This is a genomic window from Priestia sp. 10L35, assembly GCF_056395685.1.
Window position 1 is genome coordinate 321,044 of record NZ_JBFTKA010000006.1, and the last position, 20,365, is coordinate 341,408.

Here is a 20,365-nt window from a genome sequence, read left to right on the forward strand (position 1 = left end):
CTATATATTTTTAAGTCTAAAGTTGTTTCATACTACTAACCCGGAGTAAATAACTATAAATGGTGTATTTCTAATCTATTCATTCCTCCGTAAATATTATGACAAGTAATGTTGTTTTCCATCATATAATTTCTTGAATGAATGAAGAGAGGGATTAAAATGATACAAACCATTTATGAGCATTACGGATTACGTCCAAATGAATTTATGCCCGTAGGTAAATTTGAAGGTTTTCAGTATCGAGATATTTTATATACAATCATTAATGTAAAACAAATGGAACAAGACGAGTTAAATGAACTATATCAAATGAGTCAATTTCTGATGGGCCAAGGTGATCGCCATGTGGCAACATTTATGCCTAATTTGAATGGTGAAATGATTACAGAAACTGAAACTGAAAAATTTATCATTTGCCGCTGTCTTGCGGAAGAGAAAAACCCCAACTTTTCACCTGGGCACGAGCTAGCTGTTTTTCATCAAAAAGGGAGACTGTTTCCTTATGAAGTGGAAAAAGCAAACCGGCTAGGGCAATGGAAGTCCATGTGGGAGAAGCGTCTCGACCAGATGGAGCAATTTTGGTATGGAAGATTACGTGCTTTGCCTAATCAAGAGATGGAAAAACGTTTTTTAGAAACTTTTCCTTATTACCTAGGATTAACGGAAAATGCTATTCAATACCTAGTAGACACGGAAATTGACGATTTGCCTCGTTCAGTTGACGCTGCGACGATTTGTCATCATCGGTTCGGGCAAAAAACATGGGGGGAAGACTACGTTTACAAGCTCCCAGCAGATTGGGTCTTCGATCATCCGAGCAGAGATATAGCTGAATATATAAGGGAACAATATTTATTAACATACGCTGTCGATGAAAGGCACATGCATCAGTTTTTAAGTGAATATGAAAAGGTAAATCCGCTTTCTTCTTTTTCATGGAGACTGTTATATGCTAGACTTCTTTTTCCCGTTCATTATTTTGAGGTCATTGAAGGGTATTACAGTGTACAAGATGAGAGGCAAAAACAAAAGTATTATGAGAAGCTGGAAGGAGTATTAGCTCATTCTTCTCACTACGAAGCTTTTCTGAAGCGCTTTTACCAGTCGGTGGGTATTTCAACGTCTCGTTATCACATTCCTGAATTAACATGGATTCATTAAAAAGCGATTACTATAGAATATGATAAAATAGAAAAATAGGTGTTGGATAATCCAAACCTGTTTTTCTATTTTGTTTTTGTGCATGCAGTTTAAAAAGGATAAAGAGGTGGCGTACATATGGACAAGCCGTTTGTATTTATTACGAGAAAAATACCGAATGAATTAATCGAACCTTTAAAGGCAGTAGCGAATGTGGAAATGTGGGATAAAGAAGATGAGGCAGTCCCTCATGAGCTGCTTTGTGAAAAAGCTAAGCGCGCACATGCTCTATTAACAATGCTTTCAGATCGTATTGACAGTGAATTGCTTACGCAAGCTCCTCATTTAAAGCTTGTAGCTAACTTGGCGGTCGGATTCGATAATATTGATGTAGAAACGGCAACTGAACGAGGAATTATCGTTTCTAATACCCCCGATGTTTTATCTGATACAACAGCAGATTTAACGTTTGGTTTATTAATGAGTGTAGCTAGACGTTTAGTAGAAGCTGCTGGATATGTGAAAGAAAATCAGTGGAAAAGCTGGAGTCCATTTTTGTTAGCGGGTAGAGATATTCATCATAAAACATTAGGTATTGTTGGAATGGGGAAAATTGGAGAGACGCTTGCGAAACGTGCTACAGGTTTTGATATGGAAATCTTGTACCACAATCGAAGCCGCAACCTTCAAGCAGAAAAAAAGCTCAATGCAGTTTACTGTGAGTTAAATGAGCTGCTTGAACGATCTGATTTTGTTGTTTGTTTGACACCGTTAACGGACGAAACCAAACATTTATTTAATGTTTCAGCATTTGAACAAATGAAAACAACTGCGATTTTTATTAATGCTTCAAGAGGAGCAGTGGTTGATGAGCAAGCATTGTTACATGCGGTTCAATCCGGTGAAATTGCTGGAGCTGGCTTGGATGTATTCGATCAAGAGCCTATTTCTGCTTCTCACCCTCTTCTTCAGTTGCCTAATGTTGTAGCTCTTCCTCATATCGGCAGTGCGAGTATCGAAACGCGCACGGAAATGATTTCTTTATGTGTTAAAAACATTAAAGCAGTACTTATAAACGAGTCTCCTATTACAATTGTAAATAAAGAAGCGTTTGCGAAAAAATCATAACAGAAAAAGGCAATTTCATTTCCGTGAAATTGTCTTTTTTTTGTTAAAAAACAGTGGGAGCCATGTTATGATAATAAAATGAAATATTTTAAAAATTTACATTTATCTTTATATACCAATTTTTTTAACGAGTTTACGAGAAAAGATGGCAAGTAAACCTTGTAAAAAAGAAAAATAAGGTCTATAATGTCCTCTATAAGAGAACAAATGTATACGTAGAAAGAACACAGAGGTGAGGAATATGACAAAAAGTATTTCAGTAGGATTATTAGGGTTAGGAACGGTAGGAAGCGGAGTAGTCAAAATTATTGAAAATCATCAGGATAAATTAAGTCATCAAGTCGGGTGTCCTGTAGAAGTTAAAAAAGTAGTAGTTAAAGATATTGATAAGAAACGTGACGTGGAAATCAGCGAAGATAAATTAACAACGAATGTTGAAGACGTTTTACATAACGCGGAGATTGACGTTGTCATTGAAGTAATGGGTGGCGTTGAAGAAACAAGAGACTATATCTTAACAGCCCTTCGTAATAAAAAGCATGTTGTAACGGCAAACAAAGATTTGATGGCAGTTTACGGCTCAGAATTGTTAACAGTAGCTTCTGAAAATAACTGTGATTTATTTTATGAAGCAAGTGTAGCAGGCGGTATTCCAATTCTTCGTGGATTAGCAGATGGATTAGCATCTGATCGTATTACCAAAATGATGGGAATTGTAAATGGTACAACAAACTTCATTTTAACGAAAATGACAAAAGAAGGAAGCGCTTATGATGAAGTGTTAAAAGAAGCGCAGGATTTAGGATATGCTGAAGCGGATCCAACTTCTGACGTAGGTGGTTTAGATGCTGCTCGCAAAATGGCAATCTTGGCTACACTAGGATTTTCAATGAAAATTGACTTGGACGATGTTCGTGTTCAAGGTATTACAGAAGTAACGGAAGAAGACTTGCAATATAGTAAACAATTAGGCTATACGATGAAACTGATTGGATATGCACATCGTGACGGCGACAATGTAGAAGTGAGTGTTCAGCCAACTCTTTTAGCAGACACACATCCTCTTGCTTCAGTAAGCGATGAGTACAATGCTGTATATGTATACGGAGAAGCTGTTGGAGAAACGATGTTTTATGGACCGGGGGCAGGAAGCCTGCCAACTGCCACTGCTGTCGTATCAGATTTAGTAGGTGTTATGAAAAACATGCGTTTAGGTGTGAATGGTAAAAGTGCGGTAACGCCTCAGTATCCAAAACAGTTAAAAGCAGAAGATGAAATGTTCTCGAAGCATTTCTTACGTATTCATGTTAAAGATCAAGTTGGAGCATTTGCAAAATTAACAACGCTATTTTCAGAGCGTGGCGTGAGCTTCGAAAAAATTATTCAACTTCCTGTGAAAGGAAGCGAATTAGCTGAGATTGTTGTTGTTACACACAAAACATCTCAAAAAGATTATGAGGAAATCCTTCAGCAGCTTCGGGATTTACCAATTGTAGAAAATGTAAAAAGCAGTTACCGCGTAGAGGGAGTTGGCACAGTATGATGTGGAAAGGTCTATTAGCTGAATATAAAGAGTTTTTACCTGTAACAGAGAAAACACCTATGCTTACACTACATGAAGGAAATACACCTTTAATTCATCTTGCTCATTTATCAAAAGAGCTAGGCATTGATTTACATGTGAAAGTAGAAGGGTTAAATCCAACGGGGTCATTTAAAGACCGCGGAATGGTAATGGCTGTAGCAAAAGCCAAAGAAGAAGGAAGCAATACGGTTATTTGTGCATCTACAGGTAACACATCCGCAGCTGCAGCAGCTTATGCATCACGCGCTGGCATGCGCTGTATCGTTGTTATTCCAAATGGAAAAATTGCGATGGGGAAATTAGCTCAAGCTGTTATGTATGGTGCAGAAATTGTAGCAATTGAAGGAAACTTTGACCAAGCACTTTCTATGGTTCGTAAGCTGAGTGAAACATCACCGGTTGCACTTGTAAACTCTGTAAACCCATACCGTATTGAAGGGCAAAAAACAGCTTCTTTCGAGATTTGTGAACAGCTTGGAAAAGCGCCTGACGTTTTAGCTATCCCAGTGGGGAATGCAGGAAATATTACAGCTTACTGGAAAGGCTTCAAAGAATACAGTGAGCGTCACCAAACGTCTCTTCCTCACATGCACGGGTTTGAAGCAGAAGGTGCAGCGGCGATCGTGCGTAATCAAGTTATCGAAAATCCAGAAACAATTGCAACGGCTATTCGAATCGGAAATCCAGCAAGCTGGGATTATGCTGTAAACGCAGCAAAAGAATCAAACGGGAAAATTGATGAAGTAACAGATGAACAAATCTTAGAAGCATATCGTACAATTGCACGCAAAGAAGGTGTATTTGCAGAGCCAGGTTCTTGCGCTTCAATAGCTGGGGTGTTTAAAGATGTAGCTTCTGGTAAAATTGCAAAAGGTTCAACGGTTGTAGCTGTACTAACAGGTAACGGATTAAAAGATCCAAACGTAGCAATCGATGCTCATAACGTAAAGCCAGTGGTTTTACCAAATGATGAAGAAAAGGTATTTGAGTATATCCAAGGTGTCGTTGCTTCATGCTAGAAAATGAGCGTTTTGTCATTACGGTCCCAGCTAGCTCTGCTAATTTAGGGCCAGGATTTGATTCCATTGGAGTGGCTTTATCTCGCTACTTAAGATTAACAGTAGAGTGTCATGAGGAATGGATTTTTATCCCTGAAACGAAAGAAGTGCAAAGTATTCCTACAGGTACAGATAACTTAATGTATGAAGTGGCACAAGACGTGGCTCGTCAATTTAACATTGACCTTCCAAGTGCGAAGGTCAATGTTTGGAGCAACATTCCATTAGCAAGGGGACTTGGAAGCAGCGCATCGGCTATCGTAGCTGGAATCGAGCTGGCTAATGTACTGTGTGACTTGCGTTTATCAAAAAGAGAAAAGCTTCGCATCAGCAGCTTAATGGAAGGACATCCTGATAACGTCAGCCCGTCTATTTACGGCGGCATCGTTGTTGGTTACCATCATGAAAATGAAACATATATTGCTCAAATACCTGAATTTGATGTCGATATCGTGATGGCCATTCCAGAATATGAATTAAAAACAACCGATGCTCGTGATGTGCTGCCTTTGGATATTAATTATCGCCACGCAGTAGAAGCTGGGGCAATCGGGAACATGCTAGTAGCAGCCCTTTTAAATAAAGATTTATCTCTGGTAGGCGAATTTATGGAGAAAGATTTATATCACGAACCTTATCGTATGAGACTCGTGCCAGAGCTTTCTCTTGTGCGAAAAGAAGCAAAAGCTCTCGGCGCATACGGTGTGTCACTAAGTGGAGCCGGTCCGAGTGTATTATGTTTAGCACCAAAAGGAAAAGGCAAAGCGATTGCCGAACGTATGTATGCTTTACTGCCGAACTGCGAAATAGATGTTTTACAAATTGACCGCAAAGGTGTATTTGTAGAAGCTGAAGTCACAACGAGTTAATAAAAAAATCCTCATTCATTTGAATGAGGATTTTTCATTCGCAAGCCCCAATAAAATGGGAGGTTGCTTTTATAATAAAATCAAAGAGATTAGAATACTTGTTCTACTTCAACTACACCAGGTACTTCTTCTAAAAGGGCACGTTCGATACCAGCTTTTAGCGTGATTGTTGAACTTGGGCAGCTTCCGCAAGCGCCTAAAAGACGTAACTTTACAATACCATCCTCTACGTCTACTAGCTCACAGTCTCCACCGTCGCGAAGTAAAAACGGACGAAGTTTTTCTAATACTTCTTGAACTTGCTCGTGCATTTCTGACATAACTATCGACTCCTTTCTTCTACTCTTATTATAAACGGTCTTTCATGAAAAATCTATTGGAGTATACATCGTAATGTTACCTTAAAAGAAAAAGATGTGCAATGAATCAGTTTTGTGTAAAATAGTATTCATAATGAAGTAAAAGTGTGAATAATCGTACAGTTTGAATGTAAAGATTTAAGGGGGATGTGCTATGCAATCAACTGAGGTAGAAGTGTGTATTTATGGAGCTGAAATTGTTTGTGCAAGCTGCGTTAACCTGCCGTCTTCAAAAGACACCTATGATTGGCTAGAGGCAGCTATTTCTCGTAAATATCCGAATCAGCCGTTTGCTATCACGTATGTAGATATAAACGAGCCGCATACGGATCCGGAAAAAACAGCTTTTGCCAAGCGTGTGATTGAAGAAGATTTATTCTATCCTGTAGTGGTCATTAACGGAGAAATTGTTGGGGAAGGCAACCCGAAATTAAAGCGCGTATTTGAGGAAATGGAGAAGTATGGTTTCTGCGCATCATAATGAAAAAAGCCGTTAGATTGTCAGTCATCTAACGGCTTTTATTTTATCCACTATGGTGTTTATACATCCAAAGAATACCTGATTTTAATAATCGAGCTACGCGTCCTGTAATTGGACGTTCGGCAACTAAGCCAAATCCATGCTTTTTGCCTAATGAACCAAGTATGCCTTTTAATTTAATAGTTGGCAATTCATCCGGAAGCGCTTCGCCTTTCCAGCGGTGAAGAAGTACTTGCACGATTTGTTCAGCTTGACCTTCTGCCAGCTGAGCGCTTGGTGCATGCGGTAGGCTTGCACAATCACCTAAAATGTAGACATTTTCGTCGTCAGGCAAGTTATGGTATTTCGTTAAGACGACGCGGCCTTGAGGGTCTTTTTCTACGTCTAAATCGCGTACCACTTTATTTGGCTGGATACCTGCTGTCCACACGATTGCATCGCTTTGAATGGGCTCATCATGATTATAAAGAATGTTCGGTTCTACTTTTGTAATATTAGCACTATTTACGATTTCAACACCGTTTGAAGTAAACCAAGTTTGAACGTAATTACTTAAACGTTCTGGGAAAGCAGACAAAATTAATTTACCGCGGTCAAATAAGATGATTTTTAAATCCGGGCGGCTTTCTCTTAGCTCGCTTGCTAGTTCTACTCCGCTTAATCCAGCTCCTACAATTGAAACAGTAGCGTGGGCTGGCAAGTTGTTTAATGTCTGATAAGTTGCTCGTGAAGCATCAATGGATTGAATGCTGTATGTATGCTCAAGAGCTCCGGGAACTCCATGATATTTATCTTCGCATCCGAGTCCTACAATCAGGTCATCATAAGCGATCATTTGATCATCCACATAGACACATTTCTCTTTTAGGTCTATGCGTTTTACACAGCCGTAGTGAATCTTTAAGCGAGGGTGTTCAGGAAAAGCAACACGAACATGCTGATCAGAAATTGTTCCAGCTGCAAGTGCATAGAATTCAGTTTTTAGTGAGTGATAAGGTGCTTTGTCAATAAGTGTTACTTCTACATCGTTAGGCAATTGATTCGGAAAAAGGCGCTGCAAAACGCGCATACCACCGTATCCGCCGCCCAGTATGACAAGGTTCTTCATGTGAATTTCCCCTTTAGCTTCATGCATTTTTGTTTTCTCTCTATTATTCTTGCTTTTAAGAATAGGAGAGTACAAATTACCGTTAATAAGGATGGTTGCCAAAAAGATATGAAAGGCTATATAAGATAACATATTTTACTTAAATAATAATTTAATATAACCTCGTTTGGTTTTCTATACATAAAAGTATAACTAAATTAATAAAAAACCACAATATGTTTCAACATAATTTCAAGCTATCCCTATAATAAAGCTTTATTTATACGTTTTTTTGAAAAAGTCTGTGAAGCTAAAAAGCGTGCGCAAAATGAACGTGAATTTCCAAAGTTGACGTTGAAAATGAAAGAAGATAGGATAAACTAATAGTAGAGAGGTGAAAAACGTGATACAGCCAATTATTGAATTTTGCGTTAGTAATTTAGCCAGTGGTTCTCAAGCAGCTTTAGCAAAGCTTGAAAAAGATCCAAATCTAGATATCATTGAATACGGATGTTTAGGTTATTGCGGGAAATGTTCACAATCTTTATTTGCCTTGGTAAATGGAGAGATTGTTACAGCGGAAACACCTGAACAGTTAGTGGATAATATTTACATTCATTTAGAAGAAAATCCAATGTTTTAAACTATCCCCGCTGTCGTATCTCTTTTTATCAGGAGAGGGACATGAGGCTAATAGAATAGATGATGTAAGCATGGCTAGTCTTGCCGTGCTTTTTTATGCGTTTTTGCCCAAATATCTGCGCTTTAATCATTCTCTTTGCAATCATAATGCTTCTTGTGTTTTTTAATACTCCAAATGAGGACAAAATAAAAAACCCCTTAATCTTTATGATTAAGGAGCTAAAAAAACGGGGGATGATATTATTGTGTACAAAAGAGAATCACTTTATACTAGAGCTACATAAAAAAATAATGGGTGATAATATGAAAAAATTTCAGTTTACAAAAATGCATGCACTTGGCAACAACTATATCTACGTAAATATGTTTGAAGAACATATAGAAGAGCAAGAGTTAGCACCGCTTGCTGTAAAAGTCTCAAATGTTTATACGGGAATTGGATCGGATGGGATGATTCTTATTTGTCCATCTGAACGTGCAGATGTGAAAATGCGCGTATTTAATAATGACGGCTCGGAAGCAAAAAACTGCGGAAACGGTTTAAGATGTGTAGCTAAATATGCATATGAACATAATTTAGTAACAAGCGAAAGATTTTTTATCGAAACGCTTTCTGGAGTTGTAGAAGCAACGGTGCATCCGCAGGGAAATGAAGTTCCAGAAGTGACAATCGATATGGGAGCGCCTCTTTTAGCTAGAGAACAAATTCCAATGACGGGAGCAAGCCAAGACCAAGTCGTTAATGAAGAGATGGAATTTGGAAAAGAACGGTTAAAAGGGACGGCTGTATCAATGGGAAATCCTCACGTTGTCTTTTACGTAAATAATATTGAACAAGCGCCTCTTACTACATTAGGGCCTGTGGTTGAAAAAGATTCGCGTTTTCCAGAAGGAGTGAACGTTGAATTTGTCGAGGTAGTGAACGAAAGAGAGCTGAATTTTCGTGTATGGGAAAGAGGTTCGGGTATCACTCAAGCATGTGGAACAGGAGCATGTGCTGCTGTTGTTTCGTCTGTATTAAATGAGAAGACGAAAAAAGATGTTCCTACTGTCGTACACCTCGCTGGAGGAGATTTAACGATTGTTTGGCAAAATAAAGGCAATGTATTAATGACAGGTCCAGCCAATGTGATTTGTGACGGCGCGTATTATTATTAGAAACGAAGAAGCAGACGATTTGTCGTCGCAGACATTTCGTCGTATACTAAACAAAAAAGGAGGTCTGTTTAAAAATGAGTCAAGATATCCTAACAATTACAGAAGCTGCAAGCTTTCAAATAAAAGATATGATGAAAGAACATGAAGAAGAAAATGCTTATTTACGTGTTAATGTAAATGGAGGAGGCTGTTCAGGTCTTTCTTACGGCATGGGTTTTGCTCACGAAGTAAATGAAAACGATACGCTGTTTGAACAACATGGCATTAAGATTCTTGTAGATAGCGAAAGTGCTCCAATTTTAAAAGATGTAAAAATTGATTACAAGCAATCTATGCTAGGCGGAGGGTTTACAATTGATAACCCGAACGCCATTGCAGCATGCGGCTGCGGCTCTTCTTTCCGTACAGCAAGCAACGCAGGTGCTCCTGAAGAGTGCTAAATATATTTTTATAAAAAAGCTTTCTTCATCTGATCTGGTGAAGAAAGCTTTTTTAGTGAGGAATTTTTGTATGTTACATCATCTGTCAAACTTGTTGACTGAATAATCAGTCTTTTTTATACTCAATAAAAAAGAGGAGATGAACGGATTTGATAGATGCGACTCGTTACGACGCGGAACAAGTAGGAGGTTACGGAAGTTTTCGCAAAAAAAACACCCTGCCTATTCTATGGAAGGGGTTTATAAACTGGTTAAAACTTGAAAATGGGAAAATGGAGTCTAAGGATGTAAAAAGTATTCACTTCAGTGAATCGCATTTATTTGTTCAGCATTTGCCTTTTTCCTCAGGTAAAGCCTGTCATCAAAACTCGTCCTCTGCGCCTCTTAACCATTCTGAACCTTACATTCGCTATTATGAAAATGCTAACGCATCTCTGGCTGAAAGCTACGGAGCAGTTGAAGGAGAGCATATTCTGCTGATTGAACGTATTGCCGGTCAATCAGAGGTAGTAAAATATTTAAGCAAGCTCGAAGGTTTGAAGACCTACAGGATGAGCGTAACTAGTCAAGAAGGAAACCATTCCTTTTATGAAATCTGTTTAATAAGCAGTGATGCGGAAATGATGAGTGAAATCATTCATCGAATGGTTACACCAATCCAGCAATGAAAAAAAGCAGGCGAGAGCCTGCTTTTTTTATGAGAACATTGACGTACTGTGCATAGGCTGTAAGCGAGCCTTTGGATCAATGTATGCCTTAGCGTTATTAACGGCAGTCGGACCTTCGCCAAATCCTGCCACGATGAGTTTTACTTTTCCATCATATGTGCAGACATCACCTGCTGCATAGATGCCAGGAATGTTTGTTTCTTGCTTTGAGTTAACAACAATTGCATTTTTCTCTAAATCTAAGTCCCATTCTTTAATTGGACCTAGAGAAGAAACAAATCCAAAGTTTACAATAACATCATCTACGTCTACTACTGTCTTTTCTTCACCTTTTGTGTTTTCTAACACAACTTGTGTAATACGGTCATCTCCAACAAATTCAACCGGTACATACGGTGTTTTAATATCAACTGATGAATTATGCAAGTTTTCTACGCTGTGTTCATGAGCGCGGAACTTGTCTCGACGATGCGTTAACGTTACTTTTTCTGCGATCGGCTCTAACATAAGAGACCAGTCTACAGCAGAATCCCCGCCCCCGCATACTAATACTTTGCGGCCTTTGAATTTATTCATATCATCCACAAAATAATGAAGGTTCGTTTGCTCGAACTGTTCTGCGTTTTCTAGCTCGATTTTACGGGGCTTAAATGCACCGTTTCCAGCCGTAATAATAATTGTTTTTGAATAGTGAACTTCAGAATTAGTAGTTAATCGAAATACGCCGTCCGCTTGTTTTTCTACCTTTTCTACGGCTTGCTCTAGCGCAACTGCAGGTTTAAATTGATCCATTTGCTCTTTTAGGTTATTGACTAATTCTTGAGCGCGTACTTTTGGAAAACCAGCTACATCATAAATATATTTTTCAGGATATAAAGCAGAAAGCTGTCCACCAAGCTGTGGTAAGCTTTCAATAATTTTTACGCTCGCTTGACGCATACCGCCATAAAATGCTGTAAATAAGCCTGTAGGGCCGCCTCCGATGATGGTAATATCATATACTTGTTTATCTTCTTTCATTTATAATCACCTCTAGATTGTTCTGTGCCAATGCATATTCTACTTTATGATAGCATAGTAAATTATAAAATATCATTAAAACACGCTGGAATGTTTGAGAAACTTTCTCAACTTAAAGATCAGTATTTGTAATCATTAACATAACCACACGTTTTGGTCAAATATAAAACTGGGTATACAGGAAAGTAATTGAAAATTAAAAAGCTTGTAAATACAAAGTGAAGGGTTGAAAAACCGATTAAAAAAGCATAAGATGTTTGTGTAAATCAAGCTAGGACTTACGCTTACATTTTTTTGAAAAAGAACGTGAAGTGATTCACATTATTTTTCTTATGTGAATAATAAATGGATAGCGATGATCGTTCTTGCTCAAACTAACATAAAAAAGCAAACCAAATAAAATTGCTCTTATCATTATATTTGTAAGACATACTTGTGACTATAACTAAAAAAGGTGGATGACATTCCTATGAAAAAGCCTAAAATCGTCATTTTGGGTGCCGGGTATGGCGGCATTATGACAATTGTTAATTTACAAAAAAAACTGGGTGCTAGTGATGCGGAAATTGTTTTGGTAAATAAAAACGATTACCATTACGAAACGACATGGCTTCATGAAGTATCAGCAGGTACAATTCATCAAGATCGCTCTCGTGTTCCTGTTAAAAATTTAATTAACACAAATAAGGTTACATTTATCAAAGACACGGTCGTAGATATTAAGTTAGATGAAAAGCGTGTTCTTCTTGAAAACAGTGAGCTAACGTACGATTATTTAGTTGTTGCTTTAGGGTATGAAGCAGAAACTTTCGGAATTAAAGGTTTAAAAGAACATGCATTTACCATTACGAGCATTAATGCAGCACGTCAAATTCGTGAGCATATTGATTATGTGTTTGCGACGTACAACAATGAAGTGGAAAAAAGAGACGAACTTCTGACCATTATTGTTGGGGGCGCTGGCTTTACCGGCATTGAATTTGTGGGAGAATTAGCAAATCGAGTCCCACAGCTTTGCAAAGAGTTTGATATTCCTCGTGAAAAAGTACGCGTTATTTGTGTAGAAGCAGCGCCTACGGCTTTGCCAGGTTTTGATCCAGAACTTGTAGAATATGCGGTAACACAACTAGAACGAAAAGGAATCGAGTTCAAGATCGGAACAGCGATTAAAGAGTGTACAGAAGAAGGAATTATTGTATCAAAAGATGACCAAGTAGAAGAAATCAAATCAGCAACAGTTGTATGGGCTGCGGGTGTTCGAGGCAGTCATGTGATTGAAAAAGCTGGATTTGAGAACATGCGCGGACGTGTAAAAGTAAGCAATAGCTTGCTGGCACCAGGGCATGAAGATGTGTTTGTTATTGGAGATTGTTCGCTAATGATTAACCCTGAAACAGAACGTCCTTATCCGCCAACAGCTCAAATTGCTATGCAGCAAGGCGGTACCTGCGCTGAAAATATTAGCCGTTTGATGAAAGGTCAAAAAGAATTAAGCGAGTTCAAACCAGATATTAAAGGAACGGTATGTTCGTTAGGGCATGATGACGCAATTGGCGTTGTATACGGTCGAAAACTATTTGGTTCAAGCGCATCTTTTATGAAAAAAGTTGTTGATAATCGCTCGCTTTTCCTTCAAGGCGGAGCAGGTCTTGTATTGAAAAAAGGAAAATTTAATTTCTTTTAAAACAAAAAGCAAAAGGTCTTTAAGCCTTTTGCTTTTTTGGTATTAACTTACTTTTCTGTGATTGACGCTTTCATTACTCTTAAGTAAACTGAGAGTATAAAGAGTAACGGAGGCGAAAAGCAATGGAAATGAGTGTGCCTGTACTAATTATCTCCATCTTGTTGTTTTTTGTTTTGTTTTTTGGAATCGGTTTCTTATTGAATATGCTGCTTCGCATGTCTTGGATTATGGCCATTATTTATCCCGTGATTTTTATTTTTATTATTGATGATGTAAGAGCGGTGGATTACATTCAACATCCCGCTCACTCCTTTCAGCAGCTAGGGACAAAAGTGCTGTCTTTAGCCACAGCTGACATTGTGATTTTAATGGCTGGTTTTATAGGTGCACTAGCTTCAGGCATTACCATTAAATCTTTACGAACAAGAGGGTACCAAATGTTTTAAATGTAAATTCTTCTCGCAAACGAATAATTTGTTTTTATGTTGGAAACAAATAGATTCGTGAGAGGAGTTGTGGAAATCACAATGATTGGAAAAATAGCAAAGCGATTCATTATGTGCCTACTACTGGTCGGAGCGCTGTTTACAACATATGAAGCAATTACCGGCGTCCCAATAACCACAGTCATCAAATATATGCCTTTTATAAACAGTACAGGGCATCCTCTAATGAATAAAAGGCTCTTGCCATCATTTCTAAAACCACTAAGAGCTGAAGCGGCTAGCAATGACAAAGAGCGTTTGACGATTGAAGAAGCATTTGATTGGTCGCGTTATCCAACTAAGAATGTATTGGCTACGGGTTACACAGCTGGTTACGAATCAACTGGGAAAAATCCCAATCATCCAGGGTATGGTATTACATATTCGGGCGTTAAAGTAAAACGTGACTTGTATTCAACCATCGCTGCTGATTTAACCATATTTCCAATTGGCACGATCTTGTTTATTCCGGGCTATGGCTATGGAGTGGTAGCAGATAAAGGTGGGGCTATTAAAGGCAATCATCTTGATTTATATTTTGAGACTGTTTCCGATGTGTACAACATATGGGGTAAAAAAGAATTAAACGTCTATGTAGTAAAATCAGGGGACGGCCGCTTAACTGAAGAAGAATTAACAATGCTGAATGAAAAAAAGTCGATGCAAGTTTTTCGCCAGCAGGTAAAATAAACGAGAAACACATGAAGAACTCTTCATGTGTTTTCTTATGTTTTATGGCCATACATAATACGTTACAAAAGCAACTGCTATCCCGGTTAAGGCCCCAAAGAAAACTTCAATAGGCTTATGTCCAAGTAGCTCTTTTAGCTTCACTTGTTTTTCGTCTTCTTCATTGGTCGTCCACAGCTTTGCCTCTTTTACTGCGCGCTGAAAGTCTTCAACCAAACGATTTAAAACCGTTGCTTGCTCTCCTGCATGTCTTCTTACTCCTTTAGCATCGAACATGACAATAATGGCAAAAATAGCGGAGAGAGCAAAAATAGGGGATTTAAGACCTTCTGCTAGCCCAATGGCAGTTGCTAAGGAAGTTACTGCTGCGGAGTGGGAGCTTGGCATGCCTCCCGTACTAAAAAATAAGCTGCCGTCTATTTTCTTAGTAGCTACAAAAGAAAGGGGAATCTTAATAAATTGAGCAAAGAAAATAGCGATTAATGAACTCCAAAGTGGAAAATTTGAGAATAAATCCATTGAGACGTCCTCCCTCAACTTAAAATGTCTGAAAAGCTAAACCCGTATGATGAAAAAAGCGGTAGATGAAAGTATATGTGTGAAACTAAGGTTTTTGAACTGTGATTAAAAATTGTATTTCTGCTATCATATGTATATAGATGAAAACAGTGGTGAATATGATATATATTCCACTTGCTGAATAGATTAAACAAAGCAGATGATAAATAAAAATAAAATCTCTATACGTAAAAGGGAGGAATTTTATGTTTTCGCATGTAGAAACATTTGGTGCTGATCATCAAACAGAAGCGCTCGTAATCGGGTTATTTAATCAAAATCAACAATTTGAAGGCCTTCTAAAAGAAATTGATGAAGCTTTAGGTGGACAGCTCATTCATTTGATTAAAGAAGGGGATATACGTGTACAAGAAAAACGTATATCAACGATTCATACACTAGGAAAATTAGGAGCAAAACGTCTTTATTTTGTGGGACTCGGACGAAAGCAAGCGCTAACTAAAAATGGGCTCAAAGAGAGCTTTGGGCTGTTATTTAAAAAGTTAAAAGAAGCGAAGATTTCAAACGCATCGGTTGCCCTTTCTACATTTGATACAGGAGCGTGGTCAGAGCAAGAAACTGCAGCTTTATTAGGAGAAGCTCAACAGCTTGCTATGTACGAGTTTGAAAACTACAAAAAGAAATCAAACGAACCTGACAAGCAGCTTGAGAAAATTGAACTGTTTTCTTTTTATAAAGACGTGGTACAATCTGCTTTGGTTGGATATACGTATGGAAAAGCAACAAACTCAGCGCGCACCCTTGTTAACTTACCAAGCAACATGCTAACGGCTACAGATTTAGCTAATTATGCAGTAGAAATGGCACATACATATGGTTTTGAATATGAAATTTTAGAAAAAGAAGAGATGGAAACATTGGGAATGGGCGCACTGTTAGCAGTTAATCAAGGTTCCGCAGAGCCTCCTAAAATGATTGTCCTGAAATATCAAGGAAAAGAAAAATGGGAAGACGTTATTGGGTTAGTAGGAAAAGGGATTACCTTTGACACAGGTGGTTACTCTATTAAATCTAAAGACGGGATTGTAGGTATGAAAACAGATATGGGAGGAGCTGCATCTGTTCTTGGTGCAATGGAAGCGATTGGAGAATTAAAACCTCATCAAAACGTAGTAGCTGTCATTCCATCAACTGACAACGTTATTAGCGCGCGTGCTTTTAAGCCAGATGACGTAATTACAGCAATGAATGGAAAGACAATAGAAGTACTGAATACAGACGCTGAAGGGCGTTTAGCGTTAGCTGATGGTATCTCCTATGCCAAACACCACGGAGCAAATTATTTAGTAGACGTGGCGACATTAACGGGTGGTGTAATTGTAGCTCTTGGTACACATACAACGGGGGCAATGACGAATGATTCTGCTTTATTGCAGCAAATAGAAAAAGCGAGCATTGAGACAGGCGAACCGATTTGGGAGCTGCCTATTACAGAACGAGACAAAAAGCGTGTTCGGGGAAGTAAGGTAGCAGATTTAAATAACTCTCCTGGACGAGAGGGGCACGCAATTATGGCAGGAACTTTTATTGGTGAGTTTGCAGAGCAAACACCATGGGTTCACTTGGATATTGCTGGAACTGCAACATCCGCTGCTTCTCATGAGTTAGGACCTTCAGGTGCAACAGGCGTGATGGTGCGAACACTAGCTGCAATGGTTTGTTTATTTGAAGCCAATTAATGAAAAAAGTATAGCAGTGATAGAAAGAAACGTAAAAAGAAGCATCGACGATGCTTCTTTTTTAATATGTTTACATAATGTTTTTTCTTTTTAGTAAGAAAAGATTATTTAGAAAAATCCTTATATCGTTAAGGGTGTAGAGAAGTTAAACAAACGTTTATTTAGTAAGATGATTGACTTTTTTTCTATACCTAATATAATGAATATGTTGTTTATCTCTCTAATGTTTTAATGAGATAAAGTAAAAAGAAAAATGGAGGTTTCAAAATGAATGCAGTATTAATAGCTGTGCTCGTGATGCTGATTTTGAGCTTAATGCGCATCAACGTTGTCTTTTCTTTAGCAGTAGGAGCGCTAATTGGAGGACTTGTTGGCGGTATCAGCCTCACAGATACAGTAAGTATATACACAGATGGTCTTGGAAATAGTGCTTCTGTTGCATTAAGCTATGCTTTGCTTGGAGGATTTGCAATGGCTGTTTCGCGGACAGGGCTGCCTGATGCCGTTGTTCAACTAGCGTTAAAAATAGTAGGGAAAGAAGGAGAAACGAAAAAGAAGTCACTGTCAAAAGTACTGATCTTATTGATCATTCTTATTATTTCATGTTTTTCTCAAAACGTTATTCCGGTTCACATTGCATTTATTCCGCTTTTAATTCCACCTCTATTAAAAGTATTTAATCAGTTAAAAATCGATCGCCGATTAGTCGCAACCGTTATTACGTTTGGACTGGTTACACCTTATATGTATTTGCCGGCAGGATTCGGTAAGATTTATCACGACATTTTATTTACTAACATTAAAGAAAGTGGACTAACGATTGATAAAGGAGATATTACCGCAGCGATGGCTCTGCCAGCTTTAGGAATGATAGCGGGCTTATTGTTTGCTGTTTTTATTTCATACCGCAAACCACGTCGGTATGAAGACATTGATATTGATCAAGGTGCAGAAGAGAGTACAGGTTATACAACAAGAGGCATTATTATAGGTTTGGTTGCGATTGTAGCAGCTTTAACTGTGCAGCTCTTAGTAGATTCTATGATTTTTGGCGCGCTGGCAGGAATTGTTGTACTTTACTTCAGCGGAGCTTTGAAGTGGAGTGAAGCAGATCCAGTATTAACAAACGGAATGAGAATGATGGCTTTCATTGGATTCGTTATGCTGTCAGCCTCTGGTTTTGCAAAAGTTCTTCAAGAAACTGGAGATGTAGAAGCGCTTGTAAAAGATTCTGTTGCTCTTATTGGAGGGAATCAAATGCTGGGGGCATTTCTTATGCTTGTCATCGGGCTTTTAGTGACAATGGGCATTGGTTCTTCTTTCTCTACTATTCCAATTATCGCGACGATTTTTGTTCCTCTTTGCTTAGAACTTGGTATGAGTCCAATGGCAACGATTTGTATTGTTGGTACAGCAGGAGCGCTTGGAGACGCTGGTTCACCAGCTTCAGACAGTACGCTTGGACCCACATCTGGATTAGCAGTCGATCGTCAGCATGATCATATTTGGGATACGTGTGTACCAACTTTTCTTCACTATAACATTCCACTTATTATTTTTGGGTGGATTGCCTCGGTTATCTTGTAAATAGAGGCCCGATAATGAAAAAAAGCAGCCGATCAAAACCGGCTGCTTTTTTCATGCTTGAGAAAGAGTAGAAGCAGTACTGTCACAAGCTCCTAATGCTTGCTCTACAGCCTGAAGAGATTGTTCAATACGTTCACGATTTGAATCTTTCTCTACTGTTTGAAGAGCTTGTTCAAGGCTTGCTTTTGCCTGATTTAATGATGTGCAAGAATCTTGCACGTAACCTCTAGCGTTTTTAGACATTCTTCTTCCTCCTAACTAACCAAAAATGAGAATCAATAAGTAGTATGAGTAGTTTGCAGGGAATTATGAGGAGAAATAATAAAAAGGATTAACTCTTATGAAAGGAGTTAACCCTGTCAGCCTAACTGTTTAAATTGGTTGGAATGTAGAAGTTCAAGCACTTTCTTATCAAGCTCCTTAATTTTCTTTACAGCCAGATTATATTCCAATTCACGGTAATGGTGTTTGCCGCCTGGCTCTTCATCAGCTTCGTCAGCTAGTTTGACTACTTTTTGAAGAGGGCGTTGTTGAATTGTTCCTTCAGGCAAATATGAGTCTGTGTGTAGTAAAATAGCTAAAGCAATTTCTTTTGCCGCCTTAGGTTCCTCACCCAAACGAATGAGTAATTTATGTGCACGTTCAGCCCCTTTAATAGCGTGAATATCATTTTGACGATACTTCTCATAATCCCACTGACCATTTGTGTACCATTCGTAGTGGCCAATATCATGAAGCAGCGCTGCTTTTGTAGCTAAATCCGGGTTTACATTATGCTGTACGGATAGACGAAACGCATGATAGGCGACGGATACAGCATGCGCAACGCCAGATCGAGTTAAATATTTTTGAGCGATAGGATGCGTGAAAATTTCTACTAGCGTAACATGTCTCATCATGTCATCCCTCCTAAAGAAAAAATATATTTCCAAATACAATATCATATTTGTATCCTAAATACAATTATCGTGTAATTTGTTTTTACATACAAAAATGGCATATATTATAATATTCGAAACGAAACAACATGTACATCTTTTTTTGAAGAAAATAAGACTTTTTTCCTTGTATTTTACCATCTAATATTTAACGATACGTGACAGCAGTCAAATTGGTTATCGGGATGAATAAACGTAATTTTAATATAGTCTGGAGTATAAAAAACATCGATTTTTGTCTTAACACCAGTGGAAAGAATGAGTCTTTTTACTTCACTCATTTTGGATTCTTGAGCAGCAGCTTTTATTTTTTTTATTAACTTTGGCGAAGTATTAGCTCTTTGAATAAATATAGTAGCGCTTTGCATCGTAGAGGGAATAACTTTAAGAGATTGCTGAAATGTCGCGATGTCCGCCTCAGGTAAGTTAGGTACCCTGTATGTATAAGGGTGAGGCATGTAGTACGATGGCCAATAGTAAGACAAGGGAGCAAATGATTTCATATAAGAACCCTCCTAGAAAACGGATTTTTATTATGTATATGTAGAGGGTTCGTATATGTTGTAGCAAAACCGTTATTGTATACTAGATACAAAGGGAGGTATGGATATGAAAACAAAAGATACGCTGTTAGAAGCATTAGGAATTGAGATTATTAGTGCGAGTGAACAAAGAGTGGAGGCGACGATGCCTGTTGATGAACGAACGCGTCAGCCATTCGGGCTTTTACACGGAGGAGCATCGGTGGCGTTAGCTGAAACTGTGGCTAGTCTAGGTGCCATTAAAAGTGTAGATCTCGAAAAAGAAATCTGCGTAGGTTTAGAAATTAATGCCAATCATATCAAAGGGAAAAAAGACGGAATCGTTACAGCTATAGGCGTTCCTTTACATAAAGGAAAAAAAACAGCGGTTTGGGAAGTGAAAATTCAAGATGAAGAAGAGAATTTAATCTGTATATCCAGATGTACGCTTGCTATTCTGCCTAAAGCTTAAACATAAGAATGCTTAGTCTAGAAGGTGTGAGGTATGCTTTTAGAGCCAGGAGGAGCCACCTCACACACTCGAGTTAGAGTTTAAAGAGAATTTGG

23 protein-coding genes are annotated in these 20,365 nt (G+C 38.3%); 16 read left to right on the forward strand and 7 right to left on the reverse strand.

The genetic code is table 11. From position 1 onward, the window contains the following. The first annotated feature begins 159 nt into the window (after positions 1-159). The 5 genes from yutH (at position 160) to thrB (ending at position 5,780) form a co-directional block, all read left to right on the forward strand. Complete coding sequence (gene yutH / locus AC1DEF_RS21915; protein WP_013059630.1) at positions 160-1,161, forward strand: spore coat putative kinase YutH; 1,002 nt, start codon at positions 160-162, stop codon at positions 1,159-1,161. Between the two features lie 117 nt (positions 1,162-1,278). Next, positions 1,279-2,268 (forward strand): 2-hydroxyacid dehydrogenase, encoded by a 990-nt coding sequence (locus AC1DEF_RS21920; RefSeq protein WP_097824855.1) that lies wholly within the window; start codon positions 1,279-1,281, stop codon positions 2,266-2,268. Positions 2,269-2,509: 241 nt separating this feature from the next. Then, complete coding sequence (locus tag AC1DEF_RS21925) at positions 2,510-3,811, forward strand: homoserine dehydrogenase (RefSeq protein ID WP_013059628.1); 1,302 nt, start codon at positions 2,510-2,512, stop codon at positions 3,809-3,811. Then, on the forward strand, positions 3,811-4,872 hold the full coding sequence (gene thrC, locus AC1DEF_RS21930; protein WP_025752680.1) for a threonine synthase: 1,062 nt from the start codon (positions 3,811-3,813) through the stop codon (positions 4,870-4,872). The genes AC1DEF_RS21925 and thrC overlap by 1 nt, the downstream gene beginning before the upstream one ends. Next, entirely contained in the window at positions 4,866-5,780 is a 915-nt protein-coding gene (gene thrB / locus AC1DEF_RS21935; protein ID WP_097824854.1) for a homoserine kinase, read from the forward strand. The genes thrC and thrB overlap by 7 nt, the downstream gene beginning before the upstream one ends. Before the next feature lie 89 nt (positions 5,781-5,869). Here thrB and AC1DEF_RS21940 read toward each other — a convergent pair whose 3' ends face one another. After that, positions 5,870-6,100 carry a NifU family protein gene (locus tag AC1DEF_RS21940; protein ID WP_013059625.1) on the reverse strand — a complete coding sequence of 77 codons (231 nt, stop codon included), beginning with the start codon at positions 6,098-6,100 and terminating at the stop codon, positions 5,870-5,872. A 193-nt stretch (positions 6,101-6,293) separates the two neighbouring features. Between AC1DEF_RS21940 and AC1DEF_RS21945 the strand changes: the two genes are divergently transcribed. Then, positions 6,294-6,620, forward strand: a complete 327-nt coding sequence (locus AC1DEF_RS21945) for a YuzD family protein (protein ID WP_097824853.1) — start codon at positions 6,294-6,296, stop codon at positions 6,618-6,620. Positions 6,621-6,663: 43 nt separating this feature from the next. Here the strand turns inward: AC1DEF_RS21945 and AC1DEF_RS21950 are convergent, their stop codons facing one another. Next, positions 6,664-7,728: an NAD(P)/FAD-dependent oxidoreductase gene (locus AC1DEF_RS21950; protein ID WP_097824959.1), complete on the reverse strand. Its 1,065-nt coding sequence runs from the start codon at positions 7,726-7,728 to the stop codon at positions 6,664-6,666. Positions 7,729-8,110: 382 nt separating this feature from the next. On the opposite strand from AC1DEF_RS21950, the gene AC1DEF_RS21955 reads away from it, so the two are divergent. From AC1DEF_RS21955 to AC1DEF_RS21970, 4 genes are all read left to right on the forward strand, one after another. Continuing rightward, on the forward strand, positions 8,111-8,350 hold the full coding sequence (locus AC1DEF_RS21955; RefSeq protein WP_025752683.1) for a YuzB family protein: 240 nt from the start codon (positions 8,111-8,113) through the stop codon (positions 8,348-8,350). A 302-nt stretch (positions 8,351-8,652) separates the two neighbouring features. Beyond that, positions 8,653-9,507: a diaminopimelate epimerase gene (gene dapF, locus AC1DEF_RS21960; RefSeq protein WP_097824958.1), complete on the forward strand. Its 855-nt coding sequence runs from the start codon at positions 8,653-8,655 to the stop codon at positions 9,505-9,507. Positions 9,508-9,581: 74 nt separating this feature from the next. Beyond that, entirely contained in the window at positions 9,582-9,947 is a 366-nt protein-coding gene (locus AC1DEF_RS21965) for a HesB/IscA family protein (protein ID WP_013059620.1), read from the forward strand. Between the two features lie 149 nt (positions 9,948-10,096). After that, on the forward strand, positions 10,097-10,615 hold the full coding sequence (locus tag AC1DEF_RS21970) for a hypothetical protein (protein WP_097824852.1): 519 nt from the start codon (positions 10,097-10,099) through the stop codon (positions 10,613-10,615). Positions 10,616-10,642: 27 nt separating this feature from the next. Here the strand turns inward: AC1DEF_RS21970 and AC1DEF_RS21975 are convergent, their stop codons facing one another. Further along, positions 10,643-11,635, reverse strand: coding sequence for an NAD(P)/FAD-dependent oxidoreductase (locus tag AC1DEF_RS21975; RefSeq protein ID WP_013085323.1), 993 nt, complete (start codon positions 11,633-11,635; stop codon positions 10,643-10,645). 469 nt (positions 11,636-12,104) lie between these two features. Here AC1DEF_RS21975 and AC1DEF_RS21980 point away from each other — a divergent pair, with 469 nt between their 5' ends. From AC1DEF_RS21980 to AC1DEF_RS21990, 3 genes are all read left to right on the forward strand, one after another. Then, the gene (locus AC1DEF_RS21980; RefSeq protein WP_025752690.1) at positions 12,105-13,319 is read left to right on the forward strand and encodes an NAD(P)/FAD-dependent oxidoreductase; all 1,215 of its coding nucleotides are present in this window, start codon (positions 12,105-12,107) and stop codon (positions 13,317-13,319) included. A gap of 122 nt (positions 13,320-13,441) precedes the next feature. Further along, a complete protein-coding gene (locus AC1DEF_RS21985) occupies positions 13,442-13,765 on the forward strand; it encodes a YuiB family protein (protein WP_074681648.1) in 324 nt (107 codons plus the stop codon). An 81-nt stretch (positions 13,766-13,846) separates the two neighbouring features. Continuing rightward, a complete protein-coding gene (locus AC1DEF_RS21990; RefSeq protein WP_074681646.1) occupies positions 13,847-14,494 on the forward strand; it encodes a 3D domain-containing protein in 648 nt (215 codons plus the stop codon). Positions 14,495-14,536: 42 nt separating this feature from the next. Here AC1DEF_RS21990 and AC1DEF_RS21995 read toward each other — a convergent pair whose 3' ends face one another. Further along, positions 14,537-15,013 carry a divergent PAP2 family protein gene (locus AC1DEF_RS21995; protein WP_013059614.1) on the reverse strand — a complete coding sequence of 159 codons (477 nt, stop codon included), beginning with the start codon at positions 15,011-15,013 and terminating at the stop codon, positions 14,537-14,539. 245 nt (positions 15,014-15,258) lie between these two features. On the opposite strand from AC1DEF_RS21995, the gene AC1DEF_RS22000 reads away from it, so the two are divergent. Together AC1DEF_RS22000 and AC1DEF_RS22005 are read left to right on the forward strand one after the other, a co-directional pair. Then, entirely contained in the window at positions 15,259-16,752 is a 1,494-nt protein-coding gene (locus tag AC1DEF_RS22000) for a leucyl aminopeptidase (RefSeq protein ID WP_043977222.1), read from the forward strand. Positions 16,753-17,019: 267 nt separating this feature from the next. Continuing rightward, positions 17,020-18,339: a Na+/H+ antiporter family protein gene (locus AC1DEF_RS22005; protein ID WP_097824851.1), complete on the forward strand. Its 1,320-nt coding sequence runs from the start codon at positions 17,020-17,022 to the stop codon at positions 18,337-18,339. Positions 18,340-18,390: 51 nt separating this feature from the next. Here AC1DEF_RS22005 and AC1DEF_RS22010 read toward each other — a convergent pair whose 3' ends face one another. The 3 genes from AC1DEF_RS22010 to AC1DEF_RS22020 form a co-directional block, all read right to left on the reverse strand. Further along, positions 18,391-18,582, reverse strand: a complete 192-nt coding sequence (locus AC1DEF_RS22010) for a hypothetical protein (protein ID WP_013059611.1) — start codon at positions 18,580-18,582, stop codon at positions 18,391-18,393. Positions 18,583-18,698: 116 nt separating this feature from the next. After that, positions 18,699-19,235, reverse strand: coding sequence for an HD domain-containing protein (locus AC1DEF_RS22015; RefSeq protein WP_097824850.1), 537 nt, complete (start codon positions 19,233-19,235; stop codon positions 18,699-18,701). A gap of 176 nt (positions 19,236-19,411) precedes the next feature. Next, on the reverse strand, positions 19,412-19,780 hold the full coding sequence (locus AC1DEF_RS22020; protein WP_097824849.1) for a YuzC family spore coat inner layer protein: 369 nt from the start codon (positions 19,778-19,780) through the stop codon (positions 19,412-19,414). Between the two features lie 106 nt (positions 19,781-19,886). Between AC1DEF_RS22020 and AC1DEF_RS22025 the strand changes: the two genes are divergently transcribed. After that, the gene (locus tag AC1DEF_RS22025) at positions 19,887-20,270 is read left to right on the forward strand and encodes a hotdog fold thioesterase (RefSeq protein WP_013059608.1); all 384 of its coding nucleotides are present in this window, start codon (positions 19,887-19,889) and stop codon (positions 20,268-20,270) included. The last annotated feature ends 95 nt before the right edge of the window (positions 20,271-20,365 follow it).